The 24,095-nt window shown below is 45.6% G+C and carries 21 protein-coding genes, 1 riboswitch and 2 other annotated features; of the genes, 13 read left to right on the top strand and 8 right to left on the bottom strand.

Going from position 1 to position 24,095, the window contains the following annotated elements:
• Window positions 1-57: 57 nt before the first annotated feature.
• The 9 genes from pyk to ACSYSL_RS01925 all read left to right on the top strand — a co-directional run bounded on the left by pyk (window position 58) and on the right by ACSYSL_RS01925 (window position 8,288).
• Window positions 58-1,476: a pyruvate kinase gene (gene pyk / locus ACSYSL_RS01965; protein ID WP_010691725.1), complete on the top strand. Its 1,419-nt coding sequence runs from the start codon at window positions 58-60 to the stop codon at window positions 1,474-1,476.
• Between the two features lie 92 nt (window positions 1,477-1,568).
• Window positions 1,569-2,570, top strand: a complete 1,002-nt coding sequence (locus tag ACSYSL_RS01960; protein WP_491708903.1) for a PhoH family protein — start codon at window positions 1,569-1,571, stop codon at window positions 2,568-2,570.
• Window positions 2,570-3,052 (top strand): rRNA maturation RNase YbeY, encoded by a 483-nt coding sequence (gene ybeY / locus ACSYSL_RS01955; protein ID WP_491708902.1) that lies wholly within the window; start codon window positions 2,570-2,572, stop codon window positions 3,050-3,052. Before ACSYSL_RS01960 ends, ybeY begins: the two co-directional genes overlap by 1 nt.
• A complete protein-coding gene (locus tag ACSYSL_RS01950) occupies window positions 3,030-3,584 on the top strand; it encodes a diacylglycerol kinase family protein (RefSeq protein WP_491708901.1) in 555 nt (184 codons plus the stop codon). The genes ybeY and ACSYSL_RS01950 overlap by 23 nt, the downstream gene beginning before the upstream one ends.
• 3 nt (window positions 3,585-3,587) lie before the next feature.
• On the top strand, window positions 3,588-4,499 hold the full coding sequence (gene era, locus ACSYSL_RS01945) for a GTPase Era (RefSeq protein ID WP_010691717.1): 912 nt from the start codon (window positions 3,588-3,590) through the stop codon (window positions 4,497-4,499).
• A 76-nt stretch (window positions 4,500-4,575) separates the two neighbouring features.
• Window positions 4,576-5,367, top strand: a complete 792-nt coding sequence (gene recO / locus ACSYSL_RS01940; protein WP_491708900.1) for a DNA repair protein RecO — start codon at window positions 4,576-4,578, stop codon at window positions 5,365-5,367.
• Window positions 5,364-6,329 carry an asparaginase gene (locus ACSYSL_RS01935; RefSeq protein ID WP_491708899.1) on the top strand — a complete coding sequence of 322 codons (966 nt, stop codon included), beginning with the start codon at window positions 5,364-5,366 and terminating at the stop codon, window positions 6,327-6,329. The genes recO and ACSYSL_RS01935 overlap by 4 nt, the downstream gene beginning before the upstream one ends.
• Before the next feature lie 160 nt (window positions 6,330-6,489).
• Window positions 6,490-7,722 (top strand): serine hydroxymethyltransferase, encoded by a 1,233-nt coding sequence (gene glyA, locus ACSYSL_RS01930; protein WP_491708898.1) that lies wholly within the window; start codon window positions 6,490-6,492, stop codon window positions 7,720-7,722.
• A 14-nt stretch (window positions 7,723-7,736) separates the two neighbouring features.
• Window positions 7,737-8,288, top strand: coding sequence for a 5-formyltetrahydrofolate cyclo-ligase (locus ACSYSL_RS01925; RefSeq protein ID WP_491708897.1), 552 nt, complete (start codon window positions 7,737-7,739; stop codon window positions 8,286-8,288).
• A gap of 51 nt (window positions 8,289-8,339) precedes the next feature.
• Here ACSYSL_RS01925 and ACSYSL_RS01920 read toward each other — a convergent pair whose 3' ends face one another.
• The 5 genes from ACSYSL_RS01920 to ACSYSL_RS01900 form a co-directional block, all read right to left on the bottom strand.
• Entirely contained in the window at window positions 8,340-9,041 is a 702-nt protein-coding gene (locus ACSYSL_RS01920; RefSeq protein ID WP_491708896.1) for a TenA family protein, read from the bottom strand.
• 83 nt (window positions 9,042-9,124) lie between these two features.
• Window positions 9,125-9,217: riboswitch (TPP riboswitch) on the bottom strand.
• A 134-nt stretch (window positions 9,218-9,351) separates the two neighbouring features.
• On the bottom strand, window positions 9,352-10,746 hold the full coding sequence (locus ACSYSL_RS01915; protein WP_491708895.1) for a cation:dicarboxylate symporter family transporter: 1,395 nt from the start codon (window positions 10,744-10,746) through the stop codon (window positions 9,352-9,354).
• A 50-nt stretch (window positions 10,747-10,796) separates the two neighbouring features.
• Window positions 10,797-11,714, bottom strand: a complete 918-nt coding sequence (gene metF, locus ACSYSL_RS01910) for a methylenetetrahydrofolate reductase [NAD(P)H] (RefSeq protein ID WP_491708894.1) — start codon at window positions 11,712-11,714, stop codon at window positions 10,797-10,799.
• 2 nt (window positions 11,715-11,716) lie between these two features.
• The gene (gene metE / locus ACSYSL_RS01905; RefSeq protein WP_491708893.1) at window positions 11,717-13,984 is read right to left on the bottom strand and encodes a 5-methyltetrahydropteroyltriglutamate--homocysteine S-methyltransferase; all 2,268 of its coding nucleotides are present in this window, start codon (window positions 13,982-13,984) and stop codon (window positions 11,717-11,719) included.
• Window positions 13,985-14,057: 73 nt separating this feature from the next.
• Window positions 14,058-14,303, bottom strand: a binding site (T-box leader).
• 51 nt (window positions 14,304-14,354) lie between these two features.
• Window positions 14,355-15,149 carry a homoserine O-acetyltransferase/O-succinyltransferase family protein gene (locus ACSYSL_RS01900; RefSeq protein WP_491708892.1) on the bottom strand — a complete coding sequence of 265 codons (795 nt, stop codon included), beginning with the start codon at window positions 15,147-15,149 and terminating at the stop codon, window positions 14,355-14,357.
• A gap of 390 nt (window positions 15,150-15,539) precedes the next feature.
• Window positions 15,540-15,783 (top strand) — a binding site (T-box leader).
• Between the two features lie 44 nt (window positions 15,784-15,827).
• On the opposite strand from ACSYSL_RS01900, the gene ACSYSL_RS01895 reads away from it, so the two are divergent.
• Window positions 15,828-16,988, top strand: a complete 1,161-nt coding sequence (locus tag ACSYSL_RS01895) for a trans-sulfuration enzyme family protein (RefSeq protein WP_491708891.1) — start codon at window positions 15,828-15,830, stop codon at window positions 16,986-16,988.
• Between the two features lie 11 nt (window positions 16,989-16,999).
• Window positions 17,000-17,824, top strand: coding sequence for a MetQ/NlpA family ABC transporter substrate-binding protein (locus ACSYSL_RS01890; protein WP_491708890.1), 825 nt, complete (start codon window positions 17,000-17,002; stop codon window positions 17,822-17,824).
• A 98-nt stretch (window positions 17,825-17,922) separates the two neighbouring features.
• On the opposite strand, the gene ACSYSL_RS01885 is transcribed toward ACSYSL_RS01890, so the two are convergent.
• The 3 genes from ACSYSL_RS01885 to ACSYSL_RS01875 are packed head-to-tail and all read right to left on the bottom strand — an operon-like array spanning window position 17,923 to window position 21,400.
• Entirely contained in the window at window positions 17,923-19,278 is a 1,356-nt protein-coding gene (locus tag ACSYSL_RS01885) for an aspartate kinase (protein ID WP_491708889.1), read from the bottom strand.
• 20 nt (window positions 19,279-19,298) lie between these two features.
• Window positions 19,299-20,174 (bottom strand): homoserine kinase, encoded by an 876-nt coding sequence (gene thrB, locus ACSYSL_RS01880; protein ID WP_491708888.1) that lies wholly within the window; start codon window positions 20,172-20,174, stop codon window positions 19,299-19,301.
• A complete protein-coding gene (locus ACSYSL_RS01875) occupies window positions 20,171-21,400 on the bottom strand; it encodes a homoserine dehydrogenase (RefSeq protein WP_491708887.1) in 1,230 nt (409 codons plus the stop codon). Before ACSYSL_RS01875 ends, thrB begins: the two co-directional genes overlap by 4 nt.
• Window positions 21,401-21,533: 133 nt before the next feature.
• Between ACSYSL_RS01875 and thrC the strand changes: the two genes are divergently transcribed.
• Together thrC and ACSYSL_RS01865 are read left to right on the top strand one after the other, a co-directional pair.
• Window positions 21,534-22,994, top strand: a complete 1,461-nt coding sequence (gene thrC / locus ACSYSL_RS01870; protein WP_491708886.1) for a threonine synthase — start codon at window positions 21,534-21,536, stop codon at window positions 22,992-22,994.
• 11 nt (window positions 22,995-23,005) lie between these two features.
• On the top strand, window positions 23,006-24,067 hold the full coding sequence (locus tag ACSYSL_RS01865) for an aspartate-semialdehyde dehydrogenase (protein ID WP_491708885.1): 1,062 nt from the start codon (window positions 23,006-23,008) through the stop codon (window positions 24,065-24,067).
• Window positions 24,068-24,095 lie beyond the last annotated feature (28 nt).

The raw sequence follows: 24,095 nt of genomic DNA, 5'->3' as shown, positions 1-24,095 counted from the left end.
TGTCTGTAGGAAGTTGTTTGTCGCAACTCACCAAGATATCAAAGGAGCAATATACCCATGAAAAAGACGAAAATCGTCTCAACGCTTGGTCCGTCATCAAATGATGTCGAAACCATTGTGAAGTTAATTGAAGCTGGTGCTAACGTATTCCGTTTCAACTTCTCCCACGGTGATCATGAAGAACACTTGGGCCGCATGCAAAAGGTGGCTGAAGCCGAAAAGATTACTGGTAAGACTGTTGGACGTTTGCTTGACACGAAGGGTGCGGAAATCCGTACCACGAAGCAAGCAGATGGTAAGATTCAATTCGCCACTGGTGATGTATTCCGCATCTCAATGGACGCAAGCTTGGAAGGTACACACGACAAGATCGCCGTTACTTACCCAGGTTTGTTCGATGATGTAAAGGTTGGCGGAAAGGTTCTCTTTGATGATGGTTTGCTTGGAACGACTATCATGGAAAAGGACGAAGCTAACAAGGAATTGGTCGTAAAGGCTGATAACCATGGTTTGCTTGGTTCACGTAAGGGTGTTAACGCCCCTGGCGTATCAATCAACTTGCCAGGTATCACTGAAAAGGATGCTGATGACATTCGTTTCGGTTTGGATCACGAAATCAACTACATCGCGGCTTCATTCGTTCGTAAGCCTGAAGATGTTTTGGAAATCCGTGCTTTGTTGAAGGAAAAGAACATGGAACATGTTCAAATCATTCCTAAGATTGAGTCACAAGAAGGTATCGACAACTTGGATGCTGTCTTGGACGTATCTGACGGTTTGATGATTCCTCGTGGAGACATGGGTGTTGAAATTCCTGCCGAAAACGTTCCTTTGATTCAAAAGGAAATGATGGCTAACATGAACAAGCGTGGTTTGCCAGTTATCACTGCCACTCAAATGCTTGACTCAATGGAAGACAACCCACGTCCTACACGTGCCGAAGCATCTGACGTTGCCAACGCTGTTTGGGATGGTACTGATGCAACGATGTTGTCTGGTGAATCAGCTAACGGTGAATACCCAGTTGAAGCTGTTACAATGATGGCTAAGTTGGATGAAAAGGCAGAAACTGTTTTGCCTCTTTACTCACGTCACCAAGACACGTTCTACCACAACGATTCAGTTGAATCAGTTGCTTCAGCAGCTGCTCGTTTGGCTGATTCAGTTTCAGCCAAGGCCGTTGTTGTTTTGACTGACACTGGTTACGAAGCACGTATGGTTTCAAAGCACCGTCCATTGGCACCAATCGTTGCCTTGACTGCTGAAGAACGCGTACAACGTGGTTTGACTTTGAACAACGGCGTTCTTCCTATCTTGGCCGAAACACCAAAGTCAGTTGATGACTTGATTGTTGAAGCTAAGCAAGTTGCAAAGGACCAAGGTTTGGCCGAATCAGGTGACAAGATTGTTGTGATGACAGTTGCCCCACTTGACAAGACAAAGTCAGCTAACAACGTTTCTGTTGAAACACTCTAATTAAAGCTGTAAAAATCACGAAAAGTCCGACTCTGTCGGGCTTTTTTTGTGTTAAAATGAAGAAAGTTCCAAGCAAATGAGGGATATGATTTTTGACAAAACAAAACGAAAAGATTTTTACCTTTCAAAACGTTGAACAGCAAAGCGCCTTAACTGGTGCTAACGATCAACTGCTCATCCTGATTGAGGAAGCATTAGCAGTTTCCCTGCACACTCGTGGTACCCAAGTCGCCATTGAAGGTGATGAGGAGGCTGTATCGAAGGCGCTTTCTGTTTTGAACGTGTTAACACAATTAGTAAAAAAGCAGGTGTTGGTTGGCCCGGCTGATGTTGTTTCTGCTACAACAATGGCTAAGAAGGGAACGTTGGAGTACTTCTTGGACTTTTACCAAGAATCCATTCTAAAAGACCGACGTGGCCGTGCCATTCGTGTGAAAAACTATGGTCAGCGGCAGTATGTTTCGGCCATCAAGCACAATGACTTAACCTTTGGGATTGGGGCTGCTGGTACTGGTAAGACGTTCTTGGCCGTGGCAATGGCCGTGGCCGCGCTTAAAAAAGGCGACGTCGAGCGAATTATTATTGCTCGACCGGCTGTCGAGGCGGGTGAGTCACTTGGCTTTTTGCCAGGTGATTTAAAAGAAAAAGTTGACCCATACATGCGGCCAATCTATGATGCGATGAATACCTTAATTGGTGCCGAACATGTGGAGCGCTTAATTGAGAGAGGCGTCTTAGAAATTGCGCCACTGGCATACATGCGTGGTCGAACGCTCGATGATGCTTTTATTATTGTTGATGAAGCGCAAAACACCACGAACGCCCAAATGAAGATGGTGCTGACTCGTTTAGGATTCCAATCTAAAATGGTTGTCAATGGCGATCCATCGCAGATTGATTTACCAAAGGGCGTGAAGTCCGGCTTGTTAGCAGCCCAAAAAATCTTGCAAGGATTGAATCGGGTTGACTTTGTCCACTTTGACAGTCAAGATGTCGTTCGACACCCAGTGGTTGGCCAGATAGTTTCTGCCTACGACGAAGCAGATGAAAAAATCAAAGCTTTAAAACAAGCACGTGAAGAAGGAAAAGCATAATGGATTTAGCGTTAATTGATCAAACCAAAGACGGGGTCACGCAGTACCATAGAGACTTGGTGACTTATGTTTTAGACTATGCCGGTCGATATTTAAAATTGCCTGACAATACTGAAATGTCCGTGACGTTTATGAATAACGATGCCATTCAGGCATATAACCGCGATTATCGCGGACTTGATAAGCCAACAGATGTCATTTCCTTCGCCATTGAAGAAGACGGCGATGATAGCCCAATTTTGGACGACGAAGAAATGGATGAAGAAATTGCTAAGAACATTGGCGATATTTTAGTTTCCGTTGACATTATTGAGAGTCAGGCTGAATACCTCGGCCATTCCTTTGAGCGGGAATTGGGTTTCCTTGTCGTTCATGGGTTCTTACACCTTAATGGTTATGACCATATGTTGGGTGAAAAAGAAGAGAAAGAAATGTTTGATTTGCAAAGGAATATTTTAGATGACTATGGACTCCGACGCTAAGCGGGGGAATAACCTCCAACGTGACGAACTTGCGACTTTCCAAGACGAACTGGACTCAGCAAACAAGGTTCAACAGAAGAGCCAACAAGTGGAGGTTTCTTCGGAGCATGGGCGTGAAACTGGTCGTAATCGTAACTTTTTTAAATCGCTTTTTAATGCACTAAAGGGGATTTTCCTCGTTCTTGTACGGGAGCGCAACATGCGCTTTCACGTCGGCTTTGCCCTCGTTGTCTTGGCTGGTGGCCTCTACCTTGGGTTAAACCGTTCTGAATGGTTGTGGGTGGTCATAGGCGTTTTTCTGGCCATTTACGGCGAATTTGTTAACACGGTTGTGGAAGCAGTGATTGACCTCATGGTTGATAAACGCTACCATCCCCTCGCTGGTTTGGTGAAAGATGTCTCCGCAGGAATGGTCGTGGTTTCGGTTGCTGCCGAAATGGTGATTCTCTTCATCATTTTCCAGCCCCATCTCTGGCATTTCTTCGGTATCCAAACTGATTTTTCACGTTTCATTCATCGTTTGAAAGGATAATTCATGACAAAAGAAGGATTTAAATCCGGTTTCGTGGCCATCATTGGTCGGCCAAACGTTGGTAAATCAACGCTTCTAAATCGCATTGTTGGTGAAAAGATTGCCATCATGTCGAACAAGGCGCAAACCACTCGTAATAAAATTCAGGGAATCTACACGACAGATGACGCCCAAGTTGTCTTTATTGATACACCCGGTGTTCATAAGCCACAAAATTCATTGGGTGATTACATGGTGAAGTCTGCCTTTTCTGCCCTTCATGAAGCCGATGCCATTTGGTTTGTGGTCGATGCTTCAAAGAAGCGTGGGGCGGGTGATAACTTTATTATTAATCGCTTGAAAGAAGTGAAGAATACGCCAATCTTTCTTTTGGTGAACAAGGTTGACTTGTTAAAGAAGGAAGACCTTTTTGAAGTCATTAAGACTTACCAAGAAGATGCTCCTGAATGGACGGAAATTTTCCCTATTTCAGCAACTGAGGGTGACAACGTTCCTGAATTGCTAGAAACGGTCATCAAGGACCTGGACGAAGGTCCACAGTACTTTGATTCTGATCAGTTGACGGATCACCCAGAGCGGTTCGTTATTTCGGAATTGATTCGTGAAAAAGTCTTGCAATTAACGCAACAAGAAGTGCCTCATTCGGTGGCCGTGGTCATTGACAAAATTGCGACGGAAGCCGATGGGATTGTCCACATTCAAGCCTCCATTATCGTGGAGCGACCAACGCAAAAGAACATCGTGATTGGTAAGCAGGGGAAGATGATTAAACAAATCGGAACCCGTGCTCGTAAGGATATCGAGCGTTTGCTCGGTTCACGTGTCTTTTTGGAAACCTGGGTGAAGGTTGAAGAACGCTGGCGTGACCGTCCACAGGCCTTGCAGTCACTTGGTTATCGCAAGGACGACTTTTAAATTAAATAAGACATTGCGGCTGGTCGCACACTGGCCGCTTTTTCGTACATTATCATTTTTGAAGGGGGGGACAGCCATGGCACTGATTGAAGGACTTATTCTAAACACTATGCCATATCGAGAAAATGATCTGCTAGTCAAAATTTTCTCAAAGGAGCAGGGAATCATCACGGCCATGGCACGTGGTGCCAAAAAACAAAAATCGCAGTTGGCGGCAGTGAGTCAGCCCTTCACCTGGTTGGTGGTAGATGGGGCTTACCCTAAAAATCAACAGGGCTTGGCCTTCATTAATTCTGTTCAGGAAAGTCGTATTTATAAAAACGTGGTAGTGGACCTCACCACTGCGGCCTACGCGGCTCTGATTGCAAAGGATTTGACCGTGGCGTTCGAAGAAAACGTGCCGCAGCCAGAATGGTATGCTAAGACGTTGGCCGCCTTTGACCAACTAAATGCAAAAAAGGATCCCCAGGTGATTGCCAACGTTGTGGAGTTGCAACTATTGCCGGTTTTTGGCATTTCACCAAATTGGCAGCGGGATCCATTGTCTGGAGCACAGACCGGCGATTTTGATTATTCAGAAAAATACAATGGGATTATTGAGAAGGCCCATTTTGACATGGATGACCACCGCCTTCATTTAGACCAAAAAACAGTTTATTACTTGCGACTTTTTTCAACAATTGATCTTGCAAAGATGGGAAAAGTCAATTTGTCACCGGTTACCAAGCGTGGCATTCAACGAGTTGTGGACTATTTATATGACCGACAGCTTGGCTTTCAACCAAAAGAAAAGCGTTTTATTCAGAAAATGGCTGCTTTTGAAGGGCAATTAACGCTTAAACCACGTCCAAAGGAGAACGAATCATGAAAAAAATTCTAGTTTTGCATACTGGTGGGACCATTGCCATGCACGCTGATGAAGACGGCGATGTTGAAGTTGGGGTTGAGAACCCATTGAATCAAGCACAATTTGATTTGCCCGCTGTCGACCTTGATATTGAAAACATCTTTAATTTACCCTCAGAGCACATTACGCCCCAGCACATGTTGCAGCTCTATAACCGTCTAAAGGATGCTGACAAGGACTATGACGGCGTTGTGATTACACATGGAACGGACACGCTCGAGGAAACGTCTTTTTTCCTGGATAAAACACTCGACTTGTCCATTCCCATTGTGATGACCGGTGCCATGCGTTCCTCGAATGAACTTGGCTCAGACGGTCTTTATAATTTTCAATCAGCGCTTCGGGTTGCGATTGATAGCGAAGCGGCCAACCGTGGGGTCATGGTCGTGTTGAATGATGAAATCCATGCGGCCCGCTTCGTCACCAAGACGCATGCCACGAACGTGGCGACTTTTGCATCACCCATTTCGGGACCAATGGGGATGATTACGAAGCGTCAAATTATCTTCTTCTACGATCTGCCAAAGACGATGACCTATCCGATTGCTGATGTTAGCAAGAAAATTCCGGTCATGAAGGCATACGCGGGAATGGATGGTCAAATTCTCTCGCTTTTTGCTGAAAGTGAACATATCGATGGCATCATTATTGAAGCCTTGGGTGCTGGTAATTTAGGGGAGGACGCGGCCCGTGGGGTGCAGAAGTTATTAGACGCTGATATTCCAGTTGTTATTGTTTCTCGTTCTTATAACGGCATTGCCGAACCCGTCTATGACTACCTAGGTGGTGGAATTCAATTAGAAAAGGCAGGTGCTATTTTTGCACGAGCGGTCAACGGTCAAAAGGCTCGATTGAAATTGTTGATTGGATTAGAGAACGGTTTGTCTGCGTCGGCATTAACCAACTTTTTGCATGAATTTTAACCATCTGATTGCCTTTCAACAGTGAATTAGCAGCGAATTTATTTTTCAAAAAGACCCTGGTAAATGGATAAATATCGTATACTAAACATATGTTTTTAAAGGATTGAACAATCGTGTTCAGTCATTTTGTCCGGACCACATACACGTAGGAGAAAAGTAAATGACATTTATGGAACAAGATCCCTTGATTTTTTCGGGAATTGAACAGGAAGCAGCACGCCAGAATCGAACGATTGAATTGATTGCTTCTGAAAACTTTGCCTCACCAGCTGTACGAGCAGCACAAGGCTCTGTGCTAACCAACAAGTATGCGGAGGGTTATCCCTACAAGCGCTACTACGGTGGAACGGAATACGTCGATGTGATTGAACAGGCAGCCATTGACCGCTTGAAGGCGCTTTTCGGTGCTGAATACGCAAACGTACAACCACATTCTGGTTCACAAGCCAATGCGGCAGCTTACATGGCCTTTTTGAATCCGGGTGATACGATTCTTGGAATGGATTTGGACGCAGGCGGTCATTTAACACATGGCGCAAAGGTTTCTTTTTCTGGTAAAGTCTATCATTCAGAAACGTACGGTTTGGATCCCGAAACCGAGTTATTAGATTATGAAGCCATTTTGGCCAAGGCCAAGGCGGTTCAGCCTAAACTGATTGTGGCTGGCGCTTCGGCTTACTCACGGGCCATTGACTTTAAAAAGTTCCGAGATATTGCAGATGAAGTCGGTGCCTACCTAATGGTTGATATGGCGCACATTGCTGGTTTGGTTGCTGCAGGCTTGCACCAAAACCCGGTGGGCATTGCGGACGTGGTGACTTCCACGACACACAAGACCCTTCGTGGACCACGAGGTGGGGTCATCTTGTCGCAGGAAAAGTATGCCAAGAAGTTAAATTCCGCCATTTTCCCTGGTTCTCAGGGTGGACCTTTGGAGCACGTGATTGCAGCCAAAGCCGTTGCTTTTGGGGAGGCCATGCAGCCGGCTTTTAAGACCTATGCAGAACAGGTCATTAAAAATGCTCAGGCAATGGTTGAAGTCTTTCACGAAGCCCCAACTATCCGAGTGGTTGCTGGTGGTACGGATAACCACCTCTTCAACCTGGATTTGACAGCAACGGGTTTGACGGGGAAGGAAGCGCAAGAGCTACTTGATTCGGTCGCCATTACAACGAATAAGGAAGCCTTGCCAAACGAACAGCGGTCACCATTCGTGACGTCTGGTATTCGAATCGGAACTGCGGCCATTACGACACGTGGCTTTGACGAGGCAGCTGCTCGAAAGGTCGCCCGTTTAATTGTCGGCGCTCTGGAAAACCCTGAAGACCAAAAGGTATTGAAGGGAATTAAGCAAGATGCTGAAAAACTTGCCATGATGCACGGTATGCCATAAGTGAACTGATTAAAATGTTTGAATCAAAAGGATTAGCCAGGCGACATCAGCAAAACCGTTTAAAAAAACTGGTAGCTGATCATCCTGACAAAAAGGCGGCAGAAGAAAAGCAACTGCACCAAAAACTCTTCGCCAGTTCGTTCTGGCAGCAGGCCCACCACGTCGCTTTGACGCACGCCATGGCTTTTGAAGTCGCAACAGAACCAATTATTCAGAGGGCTTGGCAAGAGGGAAAGTTTGTCTACCTTGCCAAAGTCGAAGCAAACCGAGTCTTGTCATTTCGCTTAGTGACAAGGGAAACGCCATTGGTTCAATCAGGAAAGCTTGGCTTATGGGAACCGGCTAGCGAAGTGACCATTGCTAAAGATAATCTGGATTTAGTCATTGTGCCGGCACTGGCCTTTGACATTGTTAGCCACCATCGGTTAGGCTTCGGTGGCGGTTATTATGATTGCTTCCTATCTGATTACGAGGGGGCTTCTGTTGGATTAGTTCTTGAGGAACAAAGCGGCTTGACTTGGCCGATTAACCAGCATGATCAGGCAGTCCAGTATTTAATTAAGTAGACAAAAAGAGCAGAAACATATCAATGTTTCTGCTCTTTTTGACTGAATTCGTTATTTAGTCATTTCTAGACGACTAGCCTCTAATACTTCTTTGAAGTGCCAGTCTTGTTGGTAATAGGCCTGTTCCCAGAATTGCCACTCTAATTCGCAAGTCTTCAAAAAGAATTGGCTAGCTTCGGCTAATTCTTCCTTAGTTGCCGTTTCAGCCATTTCATCGATAAACTTGAACGTCGGACCAGCATAGTTTTCTTCATTCAGGTAAAAGTCCAAGACAGGCTTGAATGGATTGTCGGTCATGTCGGCATCTGAATCCAAAATGTGTCTCGTAAACTCAAGATAGGTCCATGGTGTTGGGGCAAAGGCAGCCAACAAGTAGAACATGTTTCCTGAAAGAACGGCTTGATCTAAATGGGCTTCATACAAATAGGCTTTGGGAGAAGGGATGGCGTTTTTCATGTCTTCCATCTTGACGCCCGCTTGCTCACAGAACGTATCGTACGCATCACACTCGGCGTCCAAAATGACTTCAATAATTCCCCAGAAAAAGCGAACTTGTTCGTCAGTTTTGCTCATTCGAATGGCCGAAGCCCAAACTTCGCGCAACTTCTTTAAGAAGAGATAGTCCTGTTGGACGTAGCTAATCAACGCTTCCTTTGGAAGGTCGCCCTTAGCCAATCCTTCGACGAAAGGATGCTTGTTGATGGCATCCATAATCGGCTTGGCCTGTGCCTGTAGTTGTTCTGAAAATTTCATGTTTCCTCCGTCTGTCCAACGGGTAGCCGCAAAAAAGCACTTTCCACGCTTGGCAGAAAGTGCTGACACTGAATCCATTCAAAAAAGATCAAGTGACCACGTTCCTACGCTAGTATTAACTAGAATCAGGTTCAATGGGTATCATCTCAGCCGTATTGGCACCCCAGTGGACATTTTTTATTTTGTAGCTTTGCTACTCCATTAAGATAGCATATTCAAGATGGTTTTGTCGACTGTTTTTTAGAAGGGTTGAGACAGACTTTTTGCAATAACAAAAAAACCACCACGACGGTGGCTTTTTTCAGTGACATTAATCGATGATAAGTGTTGACTTGGATTGGGCCTCTTCTAATACTTTCGTATCAAGTAAGTGGTTGTGTTTGGCGGTTAATAAACCAGCGATGATGCTATCGTTTACGTTCACTAAGGTCCGACCCATGTCGACAATTGGATCAACAGCGATGACCAATGCCATGATGCTGAGAGGAAGATTCAGTGTTCCTAGGACAATCAGACTGGCGAAGGTAGCACCACCCCCTGAACCAGCAACACCAAAGGAGGCGACGGTTACGACAGCAACCAACGTGATCACAAATTGTGGGGAGAGAATGTTCGTTCCAGAAAGGGTGGCGGAAATGGCAGCCAGAATAGCTGGATAGATACCAGCGCAACCGTTTTGACCGATTGACAAGCCGAAACTGGCTGAAAAGTCGGCAATGCCGGGATTCACGCCGAGTTGATTCTTTTGAATATCGATATTTAATGGGAGGACGCCGGCCGAACTACGTGAGGTGAAGGCAAAAATTAGTGCTGGCCAGACTTTCTGATAGTAAATGATTGGGTTAATGTGGTTCAAGATGAGGAGCACGGTATGCACAACCAAAACAAGGACTAGGGCGAAGTAAACCGTAATGATGAAAATACCAAGGCTAGTAATCGTTTTCAGGCTACTAATTGCTACGGTTTTGGTCATTAACGCAAAGATACCGTATGGTGTTAACGAAATAATGATGCGCACCAATTTTGTTATAATTCCGTCAATCACTTCAACACCGTAGGCAAAGGAATTCGCTAACTTTTCGTTTTCCTTTCGTAACCGAAGGTAAGCAAGGCCAACCAAAAAGGAAAAAATAACGATGGCGATGGTACTGGTTACTCGGCTTGCTGACAGATCTGCAAAAATGTTTTTGGGAAGGAAAGAAACGATTTTTTGTGGCACCGTTTGCTCAGTTAAAGTCGATTGCTTTTGGCTAAGGACGGCGAGTGTGTCAGAGTTTGCCGCGTGGCTGATAAACGACGAGCCCTTCAAATGGAAGAGACTGACCGAAAGGGTGCCGATTAGGGCAGCAATGGCCGTAGTTCCTAACAAAACTAAGAGAACGTTTAATGTGATCTTCAAGAAATTTTTATTTGTGTCGAGTTTTGTAAAAGCAGCAATGATCGATATCAAAATCAACGGAGCAACCAGTACTTGCAGGAGGGCTAGGTAGCCGTTGCCAACGATGTTAATCCAATCGACAGCTTGCAAGACACTTTGATTTTTGGTTCCCCAAATGATTTGAGTCACGATGCCAAAGGCGATTCCTAGCACCAAACCCAGTAGTACGATTCGATTAAAACTGACGCCTTTCTTTTGTAAAGCGGCCAACCCAAATAAAATGAGAATGGCCGCACTGACGATGATGATTGTGGTTGTAATGGACATAGGTGCTCCTATTATTTTTTCAAGTGATAACTGTACGAGGAATGCTGAACCTAGCCATGAACACGTTCTTTTTCAACAAAAGTCCTTTGGTTTTGACTAACCTTTTGGTCGGGAAGTAGGTTTTTGATAGCATTCCAAATGTGTCGAGTATTTTCCATGTTGTTCATGGTATAGAGGTGAATTCCGTCAACGCCATTGGCAATCAAGTCAACAATTTGGTCAATTGCGTAGGCGAGCCCCGCATCGCGCATGGCGACGGGGTCGTCTGCGTAACGCTCGGTAATGGCCAGGAATTTTTGGGGTAGTTTAATGCCAGACATTTCGGTAATTCGTTTGATTTGCTTGGAGTTGGTGCAGGGCATTATGCCCACTTCAACTGGAACATGAATGTCAGCAAGGGCCAGTCGCTCCTTAAAATCCCAGTAATCTTGGTTATCAAAAACCATTTGGGTGATTAAGTGCTTGGCTCCTGCCTGCACCTTTTCCTTTAGATGCAGTGTGTCGGACACAATGTCACTTGATTCGGGGTGCTTTTGCGGGTAGGCAGCAGCAGAAATGTCAAAGTGTCCGTTCTTGTTAATGAAGTTGACGAGATCACTGGCATAGGTAAAGTCTCCGGGACAAATTTGCTGATTGCCGGCATCCCCACGCAGTGCCAGAATATTCTGCACACCTGCTGCCTCTAAGTCCGTTAGGTAGTCTTTGACTTCTTCTTTCGTTCGGTAAAGGCAGGGGACGTGAGCAATGGTCGCAATACCCAGTTTTTGCTGGATTGCTTGAGCAATGGCTAGCGTCCGTTGCTCGTTAAAACAGGCGGTCGCTGATTGCGTGATTGAAATGAAATCCGGGTGAATATCTCTAATTTCTAAAAGAGAAGTCATTAATTTTTCGCGTCCCACAGCTGTTTTTGGTGGGAAAATTTCGATTGAAAAGACCGTCTTGTTTTTAAAAAGTTCGGACACATCCATTGCTAATCCTTTCTGAGGGCCGCCCGTGTTTCCCGTGTTGCCGTGATTAAGTTTTCGAGACTTGTAAAGACGTCGGCCTCGGCACGGGTCTTCAAACCACAGTCTGGGTTGATCCAGACTTTAGAAACTGGTAACTTTGCGAGAATGTTTTGGATAATACCATGAATTTCTGCGGCACTTGGAATACGGGGCGAGTGAATATCATAGACACCTGGTCCAACTTCTGTCTCAAAATGATGCTTCTTAAGCTCATCAATAATAGACAAATCAGATCGCGATGCTTCAAAAGAAATGACGTCGGCATCGAGTGCATCGATGGCGGGAATGATATCGTTAAATTCGCTGTAGCACATGTGCGTGTGGATTTGCGTACTGTCCTGGACCTTGCTGTGGACTAACTTAAAGGCGGGGATGGCCCAGTCGAGGTATTGGCTGTACCAATCCGTTTTGCGCAAGGGTAGCTTCTCACGAAGGGCGGCTTCATCAATCTGAATGATGGCAATGCCGTTTTTTTCCAGGTCTAAGACTTCGTCTTGAATGGCCAACGCAATTTGAGTAACCGATTCTTTGGCAGAAATATCCTCGCGGGGGAAGGACCAGTTGAAGATGGTAACGGGTCCAGTCAACATTCCTTTCACAGGCTTATTCGTCAGGGATTGTGCGTAAACAGAGGTAGCGACTGTAATGGCTTTTTTCCGACTAACGTCTCCCCAAATAATTGGTGGCTTAACGGCACGGCTACCGTATGACTGGACCCAGGCCTTCTTCGTGAAGACAAAACCATCGAGGTTTTCGCCGAAATACTCGACCATGTCATTTCGCTCGTATTCACCATGAACTAAGACATCAAAGCCAGCCTCTTCTTGCCAATTAATGATGCGTTTGATTTTTTCATCAATGAAAGTCTGGTAATCGGCTTGGCTAATTTCGTCCTTACGGAAACGAGAACGGTTTGTCCGCACATCTTGTGTTTGCGGGAAAGAGCCAATCGTTGTGGTTGGTAACTCTGGCAAGCCAAAACGTTTCTTTTGAACCACTTCGCGTTTGGCACGTTCTGGTTGGCGAATAAAGTCTGCCTCCGTTAATTGTTGTAGACGAGTTGTAACGTTCTGGTTAGTGGGGTGCTTAATGTTTTGAAACAACTGGTCATTTTTGAATTGCGCTTCCGTTTCCCCGCGGAAGAAAATGCCTTCTAAATCGTGTAATTCAGTTATTTTTTGGTAGGCAAAGGAAAGGTGGCCTTTAATGTCTTTTGACAACTCACTTTCGTTTTCAACATTGTAGGGAACATGGAGCAAGGAAGACGAAGTGGAGATGATCAAGTTATTACGAACTGGCAGCTCTTTTAGCAAGTTGACGGTTTTGCTATAGTGATTGCGCCAAATGTTTTTTCCGTTCAAGACACCGGCAAAGAGTGTTTTATTTGCCGGGAAACCGTGCTTTTGAACGAGCGCTAAGCTTTCCTTTCCTTCGACAAAATCTAAGCCAATACCGTCAAAGTCCAAAGCCAACAAATCCGTGTAGACGTCGCGGACGTCCCCGAAGTAAGTTTGCAAATTGACTTTGAACGAGTGCTGTTCGGATAATAATTCCTGGTAAAGCTTATTAAACAACTGGCGATCTTCTTTTGTTAAATCAAAGACTAATGCTGGTTCATCAATCTGTAACCAGGCCAATTTCGTTTGGCTGAGTCGCTTAAAGATGTCTTGATAAGCCTGAATGATTGCTGGTACGAAATCGTTTGCCTGTTTCTGACCTGTAAAATTGGCAAGTTTTAACAGCGTGAATGGTCCGATTAGTGAAGCCTTCACCTGACTGTGTTGGACTAGGGCCTGTTCGATGTCTTCGAAGAAGAAACTGTCTTGAATTTTGATGGTCGTCTGATCGTCAAATTCAGGAACTAAGTAGTGGTAGTTGGTGTTGAACCACTTCTTTAAGGGTAAAGCCTTCACCGATGCTTGTTTCGATTGGTAACCACGTGCCTGGGCGAAGTAGGTGTCCAATGCATCCAGACCCAATTCTTGGTAGCGCTTAGGCACAATATTCAGCAGGTTAGCTAAATCGAGCAGGTTGTCGAAGAAAGAAAAATCACCAGCGGCAACGTATGATAAGCCGGCCTCCGCTTGCTTATGCCAGTTTTTCTCTTTTAATTCCTGCGCCACTTGCTTCAATTCAGCTTGATTGATTTCTCGTTTCCAATATTTTTCGAGGGCACGCTTCAATTCGCGATTTTCTCCAATGCGGGGGAATCCAATAATTGTTGTAGCCATTTCCTAACCTCCTCAGGTTTTCTTCAGTTTTTCTGCTAACTACTTGCAATAAAAAAGTCCCGTAGTCAAAAGACTACGGGACGACGGAATCGTGTTACCACCCAGGTTCTAGTTAGCATCACTACTAACTACTTGATAGGTACGTCAAAATGAGATACCCTAACGCGATAACGGGCGCACCCGAATCAGGCTCATGTCAAAACTCACCTGATTACACAACTCCAAGACCATTTTCAAGTTCTTGACAAGGCCAACTTTCACCAAACGTTGGCTCTCTTTACTTGCCGCTGAACTTTACTTATCTCATCAACGTTTCATAATTTACCAAAAATATACCGGCATATCATCCGTTTGTCAACAAAAAATTAATTTATTTTAATTTTAGTTCTAGAAAAGGAGCTAGCCATTCACGAAAAAAGCGTCTGGTTGAGCGCTGCCAGGTATTTTTCGGTTGCCCTCGTAACAAGAAATAATTTTCTGGCGCGTTGACGTTCTTTTGCCGTTTTTGGTCCCGTGCAAATTCATTGGCCAGGGTTTGGGTACTGTATTCCAAGTGTCCAGTCACATAATAACTGGCACTTTGTTCTTCTTTAACGATTGTCGCACCCAATTTTTTTGTGCCAGCAAGTACCGTTGCGGAATGGGCGATACTATTTTGGTCAATTGTAAAATAGCGGGAATGGGGGATGGTGTAGCCGTCGCTTTGGTAGATACCGCAAATTTTATGTGAAAGCGTTTGTCCCTTAAAAAGCTGGTCAATTTCGCCTGCTGCCCATGCGGCCCAACAGGTAAAGAGGGACGTTCGAACATGTTCTTTCCGCCAATTCACCCATTCTTGAAACTCAGCCCAGTAATCGACTTCTGAGAAGGGGATTTGGTCGAGGGGCGCACCGGTTACAATCAGCGCATCGAACTTTTGGTCACGAATTTGATCCAAAGTTGTGTAAATTGACCGAATGTCTCGTTCAAAATGTCGGTAATGGTGAGTGGCCATCCCAGCAAAGGTCAGGTTAAAGTTGTAGGGTGTTAACTTCAAAACCGAAATAAATTGGTGTTCGGTTTCTGCCCGAGTCGGCATTAAATTGACAATCACGAGGTCAATTGCCCGTTTTTCCCGTTCATCCGAGTTCTTGTTATAGCCATTTAAAATGTTGATTCGTCCCATTTGTTTCTCCTTACGTACAAATAAAAAAAGCAGTCATTCCATGATTTTTAAACCATGGGACGAATGCTTTCGTGGTACCACCCAATTTCGCTGGCACTTTGCAGTGCGAGCCTCTACAACACAAACATGTCAGGGAAAATAACGGTTCCTACCGGACAGCTGCTTGCACAGTCTGCCTTTAATGATTGAGTTCATCCATTCTTCAGTATAAGGACGCCTTCTCACTTTGCGACGCTCACTTTAACCTTAATGTTCCAAAGAAATCTTCTCTAAAAAAGTTCATTTTATGAAATTGTGAGTTATTCTATACATGAAATTTAAAATTGTCAACTATCATTTTATTTTAATTTTTAACTTGACAAAATGAAAAAAGTCTTGATAGACTGTCCTCAACAAACCGCGACAGGAAAAAGTAGAAGGTGGCCGTTGCCCAGAGAATCAACGTTGGTGTGAGTTGATGAACGAAAACCTTTGAAAAATGGTCCTCGAGTTTTGTATGGGTGAGCGTGAATGCTAGCCTGTACCGGGTGCGCCCGTTATCGCGTTAGGGTATCTCTTTTTGACGTACCCATTGAGTGATTAGTAGTGATGCTAATTAGAATCAGGGTGGTAACACGATTTAGTCGTCCCGTAGTCTTTTGACTACGGGACTTTTTTAGTTAGAAAGGAAAGAAAAACATGACAGGATTTAACACGAAGCTCATTTTTGGTAAGGGTTTGAATAAGTTAACGGATAACAATACGGGCGCGGTAAACGTTCCCATCTATCATTCATCGACTTTTGCATTTAAAGATATTGATGCGGTGAATAAGTATGATTACTCACGGTCTCTTAATCCCACGCGAGAATATTTGGAAAACCAAATTGCCACTCTCGAAGGGGCTAGCCGGGGGTTTGCCTTTGCCTCAGGGAGTGCGGCCATTCACGCGACTTTTTCAGCTTTTCGGCCCGGTGACCACATCATCGTGGCTAAGCACATTTATGGTGGCACGTTTCGTTTAATTTATGACTACTTGACGAAGTTGAACATCGACTTTACGGCCGTCGATACGCAGAATCTGGCAGAAGTGGCGGATGCATTCCAAGAAAACACCAAGGCGGTTTACTTTGAGCCGATTGACAATCCCTTCTTGAAAGTCACGAGTATCCGCCAGATTGCCAACATTGCCCACGCCCGTTCTGCCAAAGTCATCGTGGATAATACCTTCTTGACGCCATACTTGCAACAGCCACTGCAACTGGGTGCTGACGTGGTCATTCACTCGGCTACTAAGTACTTGGCTGGTCACTCTGACGTGATTGCTGGATTAGTTGTGACAAATGATCAAGATTTCGGTGATCAACTTTACTTTGCGCAAAACGCCATTGGGGGTATTCTGTCACCGCAAGACTCGGCCCTTGTTATTCGCGGAATCAAGACGTTGTCAGTGCGTTTGGACCGCCATTTAGCAAATGCACGTCGGGTATTGGACTATTTGGAAACAAGAACGGATGTCATTGATAACCTTTATTATCCTGGTCAGGCTGGTGATGAATCAGACCAGATTGCTAGGACGGAACTGCGTGGTTTTGGGGGTGTCATTTCCTTTGAAGTAAAGGAAGGGGTTGATGCTAAGAAGTTGGTGAACAATACAAAGTTAATCTGGCTTGCCGTCAGCCTTGGATCAGTCGAAAGTCTGATTGAGCTGCCATACTTCATGACCCATCTCGAACTACCCGTTGAAGAACGGGAAAAAGCCGGTATTAAGCCGAATTTGGTCCGGCTGTCCGTTGGTTTGGAAGACCCTGAGGACTTGATTGCCGATTTGGAACAGGCCTTTCAAGTTGCACAGAATTAGGAGGGGGAGAGATGAGTAAGAAAAAAATCATTTTTAGTGCCCTTGCTGCTTTCGTATTAGTTGGGGCGGCCTACCTTTCTTTTGCACCTAAGCACGAAAAAAATGCGGATAAAATCATTACCGTTGCCACTTCACCGGGTCCCTATAGTGAAATGTTCTTGGACGGGGTGAAACCAATCCTTGAGAAAGAGGGGTATCAAGTTCGTTCAAAGAATTTTAGTGTGCTATTGAACGCCGACATTGCTTTAAATAATGGCGAAGCCAATTTAAATGTTGATCAACACACTGCCTATCTCGATAATTTTAATAAAGAGAAGCATGGTCATTTAACAGCTATTGTCAAAATTCCGACAGTACCAATGGGACTTTATACCGGGGCCAAACACAGTTTAAACGATGTAGCAGCAGGCGATACCATCGCCATTCCAAACGATCCATCCAACATGTCACGTGCTTACCGATTGCTTGCCCAGGCTGGCTTAATTAAGTTAAAGTCGGGTGTTAACGAAATCAAGTTAACCCAAAAGGATATTGCTGAAAATCCAAATGGATTGAAGTTTAAGGAAATGGAATCATACACAATTCCACGCGTTCGAAACGAATTTGCCTACGTGGTCTTGCCTGGTTCGGATTCCTATCCTGCTAAGGTGCCATCCTCAGATATTCTTTATCAAGAGAAGTTGGCGGATGCTTACTACCTCGTGGCAACGGTCAACCAAAAGGATAAAAATAAGGCATGGGCAAAAGCGGTTAAAAAGGCTTACCAATCAAAAGAATTTGCAGAATTTGTTCAAAAACATAATGATACGAAGTATTGGGTTGTGCCGAAACAATAGAAAATGTGGTGAAAACATCTTTCGATGATGAGCCGAATAAAAAACAGTCGATGCGTTAGTTAAAACGCATCGGCTGTTTTAGTAATCAGGAGTTAAATTTAAACAAACTCCGAGTCGTAAATGGCCTTAATGGCCCGTTTTGCATCCTCTTCGTCGACGGCTAGCATAATGGCAATTTCGGAAGCGCCCTGGTTGACCATTTGCAAGGAAATTTTTTCCTTTGCCAGTGGGGCAATGATTTGTTCAAGAGCACCGGACCGGTTCTTCATTCCCTGACCAACGACCATAATGATGGCGAGTTGGTCGTGTAAACGGATGATATCGGGAGCCAGTTCTTGCCGAACGGCCTGCACAAATTCTTGGAGCTGTTTTTCGCTGAGGTTTTCGCGGTTGAAAATAACCGTTAAATCATCAATTCCACTGGGCATGTGCTCATAAGAAATCTTGTAGTCAGCCATGAGTGCAAGGAGTCGGCGGGTAAACTGACTATCACGATTTAGCAAGTAACGATGCAAGTAGAGGGCAGCGAAGTGCTTGGTGCAGGCAATCCCGGTAATGTTACGAGAATCCTTGAGTTGACTGGCCGGCCCAATCCAAGTACCCAAGGCATCTGGATCGTTGGTGTTTTTGACGCAAATCGGTACCTGACCATGAATGGCTGGGATAATGGCTTCGTCGTGAAAGACGTTAAAGCCGGCGTAGGAAAGTTCCCGCATTTCGGAATAAGACATGGCCTTAATCGGCTCTGGATTGGCAATAACGTTTGGGTCAACCGTCGCAATGGCTGAAACATCGGTGAAGTTTTCGTATAAACTAGCCTGCAATCCCTCCGCGAGGATGGCACCCGTGATGTCCGAACCACCGCGTGAAAAAGTCCGAATGCGACTGTGCTGGTCGAAACCAAAGAAACCAGGAAAGACATAGACCACGTCTTTTTCCACAGGGAAGGTAGCCAAACGATCCAAACTTTTTTCTTCATCAAAGACGGCTTCATCATTCTTTTTTGATTCGAAACGAATCTGGGTGGGTAAAACGAAGCGTGCCGGCACGCCCTGTGATTGAAGAATTAGTGCCAACAGCTGGGCGTTGAGCAGTTCGCCATGGGCAGCAAAGTATTCGCATAGTTGTCGATAACTAGGGTAGTGTGCTTGGTTCAGTGCATCCAATTGGTCGGTAATCGTGGCTAAATCTGCTTCGCTAACGGCAAAGCTGTCGGCAATTTGACGGTAACGCGCCTTAATCGCTTTGAGTAGCTGCTCATCGGGATGACCGCTAATACAAGATTCGGCGTATTGTAACAGCATGTCCGTGACTTTGACTGATTCGGTGGCGGATTTTCCAGGAGCGGAGGTGACGACAACCCGCCTTTGGGGGTCTTCTCGAATAATGTTTACGACACGCTCAAACTGCTGTCCGTTGGCCAATGATGAACCACCAAATTTAATGACTTTCATATTCAATTAACTGCCTTTCACTATTGAATGATTTGATAACCTTGCTGACTAATCGCCATCGTTTGAACGATTGCGTCTTTTTGGAGCTCAGCCAATGGTGCTTCTAGTCGCTTGATTTCGTCTGCCGTAGCCAGGGTCATGATGGTTGGACCAGCTCCCGAAAGATAGGATCCATGAATCCCCATGTTGGCTTCCAATTCGCGCACTTTCGGAAGGGCTGGACAAAGTCGTGCTCGGTACTGCTCATGGATTTGATCTTCCTCGACAAGTTGGCGAATTGATTCAGCATCGGTGGTATAACAGGCTGCAATCAGGCGAGCCAAAGCATTTCCCTGTTGGACCACCTGCTTGTAGCGGAGTTTTTTCGGTAAAATGGCCCGTGCTTTCTTAGTTGAGACGGCGTAGTCGGGGATGAGTGCCAACCCGATTAATTCTTCGGGAAAAGGAAGGGTCGTGCTTGAAAAGCGCCCCTCTTCGGTGACTGAAGAAAGCTGTAGGCCACCAAAAACAGCGGGCGCTACGTTATCGGGATGGCCTTCGATGGCCGCTGCTTCTTGAAAAACCTGTTGTCGACTCACGGTTTCGTTTTTTAGCACATGGGCCAAAACAATGCCGGCTACGATGGCTGATGAAGAAGAGCCCAGCCCTCTGGCAAGGGGGATGGGCGAGTGAACCTGTAAGGTATGGGCGGGTAGGTTAGCGTCTATCGAAAGAGCTGCAGAGACAATTAGGTTTTGCTCGTCTGTTGGAATATGGGGACCAAAGGCGTGTTTGATGAACCAGTTTGGGCTTTCTTGTTCAATCGTTAGTTCCAAATAGGAGTCAAGAGCTAGGCCGAGTGTATCGAAACCTGGACCGAGGTTGGCGGATGTCGCCGGGACTTTTATGGTAATCATTGGTAAATTGGATACTCCTTTACGCCAGTATTCGTTGATTGGAGTTGGTCACGAACCGCTTCAAAGTCGTGTTGGCTAATCACCTTCGTGAAGATGGCCAGTTGTTTTTGCTCCGGTACCCAAACGGTGTGGTCAATGAGAACTTGGTTGATTGGTAACTGATTGAAAAGGGTTTCGCCGTTTTTAGTAGTCAATAGGAACAAGTGACTTTGCCTTGTTTCATGTTGGAACTGCCACTCACCCTGACGGGGCAGTGCCGGATAGAAGCGCCTTTCGGCAGTGGCCAATACGTCGGCTAGTACCGCTTGAGCGGTTGGCAGTGCGCCTGCACCGGGCCCAAAGAGCAGGGTGTTGTTCAGACTTTGGCTATTGATTAAGATGGCGTTATTTTCATTTTCCACTGAGGCTAGCAGGTTATCTTGATGTAAGAAATGGGGGCGAACCGAAACACTCACACCGTTTTGTGTTTGGTTAATGGCAAAAATGAGTTTAATTTTGCCATTAAGCTGTTCGGCGGTTGCTAGGTCAGTTGGGTGCACGGCGGTGATTCCTTCAATGGGAAAGTCTGCGAGTGATAAATCAAGGCCAAAGACGAGGCGTGCCAGAATGATGGCCTTATAGGCGGCGTCAATTCCCTCGACGTCGTTTTTAGGGTCGGCTTCAGCAAAGCCCAATTCTTGTGCTTTCGTCAAGGCCTGCTCGTAATCCCAGCCCTTTTGACTCATTTGGCTAAGCATGTAGTTCGTGGTGCCGTTGACGATTCCAGCCAGTGAGTGAATCTGGTCAGTGGCATAATAGTCCGTTAAATTAGCAATAATTGGAATGCCACCAGCCACAGCCGCTTCATAGGCAAGGCCGACTTTTTCTTGCTTGGCAAGGGCAATCAGTTCACTCCCATGGCTGGCAATGAGATCTTTATTTGCCGTGACAACGGACCGGCCGTTTTCCAGTGCCCATTGCAGCCACTCCTTAGCGGGATGAATGCCACCGGCCACTTCAATGATAATATCGAGGTTCGAATTTTTAGTAAAGTCGTTAAAGGAATCCGTAAGCAAGACGTTTTTGGGTAAGTTGTCACGTTTCTTTTCTAAATTTCGAACTAAAATTTGGTCAACCTGAATGGCTTCACCAAGCTTATTTTGGATGTAATCTTTGTTTCGATCGAGTAGGGTAAGCAAACCTTGTCCTACCGTGCCAAGGCCAATCAATCCAACATGAATTGTCATAAGTTAATCCTTTACTTGTTTTTTTAATTTATCATAGCTTACCATGCTAGGTAATGGAATGAAACGTTCGATTATGATAAAATAACCTAAATTATGATAAGAAAATGAAATCAAAATAGATTGAGAGGCATGTATGATTTCTTATATTTCAACGCGGGGGAACAGCCCAGCCGTTTCATCTGCTCAAGCAATTTTGAAGGGCTTGGCCGATGATGGTGGTTTGTACGTACCGGACGCTTGGCCAACCCTTGATTTGACCCTGGCCGACTTAAAAAGTCTGTCTTACCAAGAAATCGCCGTGAAGGTGTTCACTGCCTTTTTACCGGATTTTGCGGAAGAAGACCTTCACGAAGCCATTCGAAAGGCCTATGGCTCACAATGGCAAAACGAGCAAATTGTACCCTTAGCTGATTTTGGTCACTTACACTATTTGGAGCTGTTTCATGGACCAACCATGGCCTTTAAAGATGTGGCGCTACAGGCCTTGCCACAGCTTGTAAAATTAGCGGCTAAAAAAGAAGGATTAGACAAAGAGATTGCCATCTTAACGGCAACGTCCGGTGACACAGGAACGGCAGCCATGGCCGGATTCGCGGATGTTCCTAAGACAAAAATTGCTGTTTTGTATCCTAAGAAGGGCATATCCGACATCCAACGGCAGCAAATGCAGTCCGAGCCTGGTAAAAACACCTATGTTTATGGATTGGAAGGTAATTTTGACCAGGCACAACGGGCGGTCAAAGAACTATTGTCAGACGCTGGCTTTCACGACTTTCTCGAGAAAGAACAAATTCAATTGTCATCGGCCAATTCCATCAATATCGGGCGACTCATTCCTCAGATTGTTTACTATTTTGCCGGCTATGGGCAACTGATTGCTAAGGGAGATATTGCACCCGGGGAAGCGATTGATATTGTTGTCCCAACGGGAAACTTCGGTAATATGCTGGCGGCCTATTATGCTAGTCAAGTTGGTTTACCAGTTCACCACTTTACCGTTGCTTCAAATGAAAACAATGTGCTGACCGACTTTTTCAATCAAGGTGTCTATGACCGGCGACGGGATTTCAAGGTGACCAACGCACCGGCCATGGATATTTTGGTTTCTTCAAACCTAGAACGCTTGCTGTATTTTGCCACTGACCGCAATAGCGACGTTGTTCGCCAATTAATGACGGATCTACAAGAAAAGGGCCAGTATCACTTACCAGCCGAAAGTCGCACTGCTCTGCAAGACTTTTCAGCGGGTTGGACTAGTCAAGAAACGGTTTTGCAAACAATACAAGAAACCTATGGAAAAGATCATTACCTCATTGATCCCCACACGGCCGTTGCGAAGGCCTTGTACAACGAGGGTAGTCGACACACGTTGCTGGCGTCAACGGCAAGCCCTTATAAGTTTGCCCAGACGGTATTAACTGCTTTGGGTAAAGAAGCGGTAGCGGGCCAAGCCGGTTTGGTGGCCCTATCGGAAGCAACCAAGACCACGATTCCCGTTCAGATGGCGAACCTTTATGAACGGCCAATTCGGCACCGCCAAGTCATTACGACGGAGCAAATTAAGGCAACGATTCAAGCTGCCTTTAAGCACTAAGGAGAAAAAGCATGTCAGAGAAGAAGTTAACCGTTGCGGTTTTAGGTGCCACTGGTGCCGTTGGTCGCCGCATTTTGGATCAATTACAGCAGTCCACCATTCCTTATGGGACTGTTCGGGCACTCGCATCGGCGAAGTCTGCTGGTGAAAAAGTGCCCTTTGGACACGAAGTTCTTACGGTGGAAGAAGCAACACCATCCTCATTTGAAGGGGTTGACCTTGTTCTGGCATCGGCTGGCGGCTCGGTTTCAAAGAACTTGGCACCGGCTGCAGTCAAGGCTGGGGCCGTTGTGATTGATAATTCTTCCTACTGGCGCATGGATAACAACGTGCCCTTAGTGGTGCCGGAAGTTAATCCCGAAGCCCTGCTTCATCATAAGGGCATTATTGCCAACCCCAACTGTTCAACGACACAGCTGGTCATGGCGTTAAAGCCGATTCATGATCGTTTTGGCCTGGACCAGGTGATTATTTCAACTTACCAAGCGGCATCTGGTGCTGGTCAAGCGGCGATTGATGAAGTTAAAGCGGAGGCACAGGCTCGGTTGGACGGTCAATCAATGGCTGAACATGCTAAGATTCTACCCGTTAAGTCCGATAAAAAGCACTATCCACTGGCCTTTAACTTACTGCCTCAGATTGATGTCTTTGAGGACGGGGACTACACGCATGAAGAATACAAGATGATCCATGAAACGAAGAAAATCCTCTTGGATGATAAGGATAGCGCGGCAATGAAAGTCACGGGAACTGCCGTACGTGTTCCAGTCATTATCGGGCACGGGGAGAGTGTCTATGTGCAGACGGGGGATGAACAAGCCACGGTAGCTGACATTCGTCAGTTGATGGTTGATTTTCCTGGCGTTGTCTTGGAAGATGATGTGGCGCACCAGGTTTACCCACAGCCGGTTGAAGCGGAAGGAAAGCGGGAGACTTTCGTCGGACGTATTCGGGCCGATTTGGAAAATCCAGGCGCCTTTCACCTTTGGATTGTTTCGGACAATCTGTTGAAGGGTGCGGCTTGGAACACCGTTGAAATTGCCGAAAAAATGGTCGAAATGAACCTGCTATAGTCAAAAAAGTAAGTTCACTTACAATAAA

Source organism: Fructobacillus sp. ESL1129 (assembly GCF_058507945.1).
This window is presented reverse-complemented; position numbering and strand designations above follow the sequence as displayed.

Coding starts and splice junctions, on each gene's coding strand:
- metE (WP_491708893.1), bottom strand. CDS start 13,984: ATGGCTACAACAATTATTGGATTCCCCCGCATTGGAGAAAATCGCGAA.
- ACSYSL_RS01920 (WP_491708896.1), bottom strand. CDS start 9,041: ATGAAATTTTCAGAACAACTACAGGCACAGGCCAAGCCGATTATGGAT.
- ACSYSL_RS01885 (WP_491708889.1), bottom strand. CDS start 19,278: ATGAAAGTCATTAAATTTGGTGGTTCATCATTGGCCAACGGACAGCAG.
- ACSYSL_RS01890 (WP_491708890.1), top strand. CDS start 17,000: ATGAGTAAGAAAAAAATCATTTTTAGTGCCCTTGCTGCTTTCGTATTA.
- ACSYSL_RS01935 (WP_491708899.1), top strand. CDS start 5,364: ATGAAAAAAATTCTAGTTTTGCATACTGGTGGGACCATTGCCATGCAC.
- ybeY (WP_491708902.1), top strand. CDS start 2,570: ATGGATTTAGCGTTAATTGATCAAACCAAAGACGGGGTCACGCAGTAC.
- ACSYSL_RS01900 (WP_491708892.1), bottom strand. CDS start 15,149: ATGGGACGAATCAACATTTTAAATGGCTATAACAAGAACTCGGATGAA.
- ACSYSL_RS01875 (WP_491708887.1), bottom strand. CDS start 21,400: ATGACAATTCATGTTGGATTGATTGGCCTTGGCACGGTAGGACAAGGT.
- thrB (WP_491708888.1), bottom strand. CDS start 20,174: ATGATTACCATAAAAGTCCCGGCGACATCCGCCAACCTCGGTCCAGGT.
- glyA (WP_491708898.1), top strand. CDS start 6,490: ATGACATTTATGGAACAAGATCCCTTGATTTTTTCGGGAATTGAACAG.
- metF (WP_491708894.1), bottom strand. CDS start 11,714: ATGGATGTGTCCGAACTTTTTAAAAACAAGACGGTCTTTTCAATCGAA.
- recO (WP_491708900.1), top strand. CDS start 4,576: ATGGCACTGATTGAAGGACTTATTCTAAACACTATGCCATATCGAGAA.
- ACSYSL_RS01925 (WP_491708897.1), top strand. CDS start 7,737: ATGTTTGAATCAAAAGGATTAGCCAGGCGACATCAGCAAAACCGTTTA.
- ACSYSL_RS01950 (WP_491708901.1), top strand. CDS start 3,030: ATGACTATGGACTCCGACGCTAAGCGGGGGAATAACCTCCAACGTGAC.
- era (WP_010691717.1), top strand. CDS start 3,588: ATGACAAAAGAAGGATTTAAATCCGGTTTCGTGGCCATCATTGGTCGG.
- ACSYSL_RS01895 (WP_491708891.1), top strand. CDS start 15,828: ATGACAGGATTTAACACGAAGCTCATTTTTGGTAAGGGTTTGAATAAG.
- thrC (WP_491708886.1), top strand. CDS start 21,534: ATGATTTCTTATATTTCAACGCGGGGGAACAGCCCAGCCGTTTCATCT.
- ACSYSL_RS01865 (WP_491708885.1), top strand. CDS start 23,006: ATGTCAGAGAAGAAGTTAACCGTTGCGGTTTTAGGTGCCACTGGTGCC.
- pyk (WP_010691725.1), top strand. CDS start 58: ATGAAAAAGACGAAAATCGTCTCAACGCTTGGTCCGTCATCAAATGAT.
- ACSYSL_RS01915 (WP_491708895.1), bottom strand. CDS start 10,746: ATGTCCATTACAACCACAATCATCATCGTCAGTGCGGCCATTCTCATT.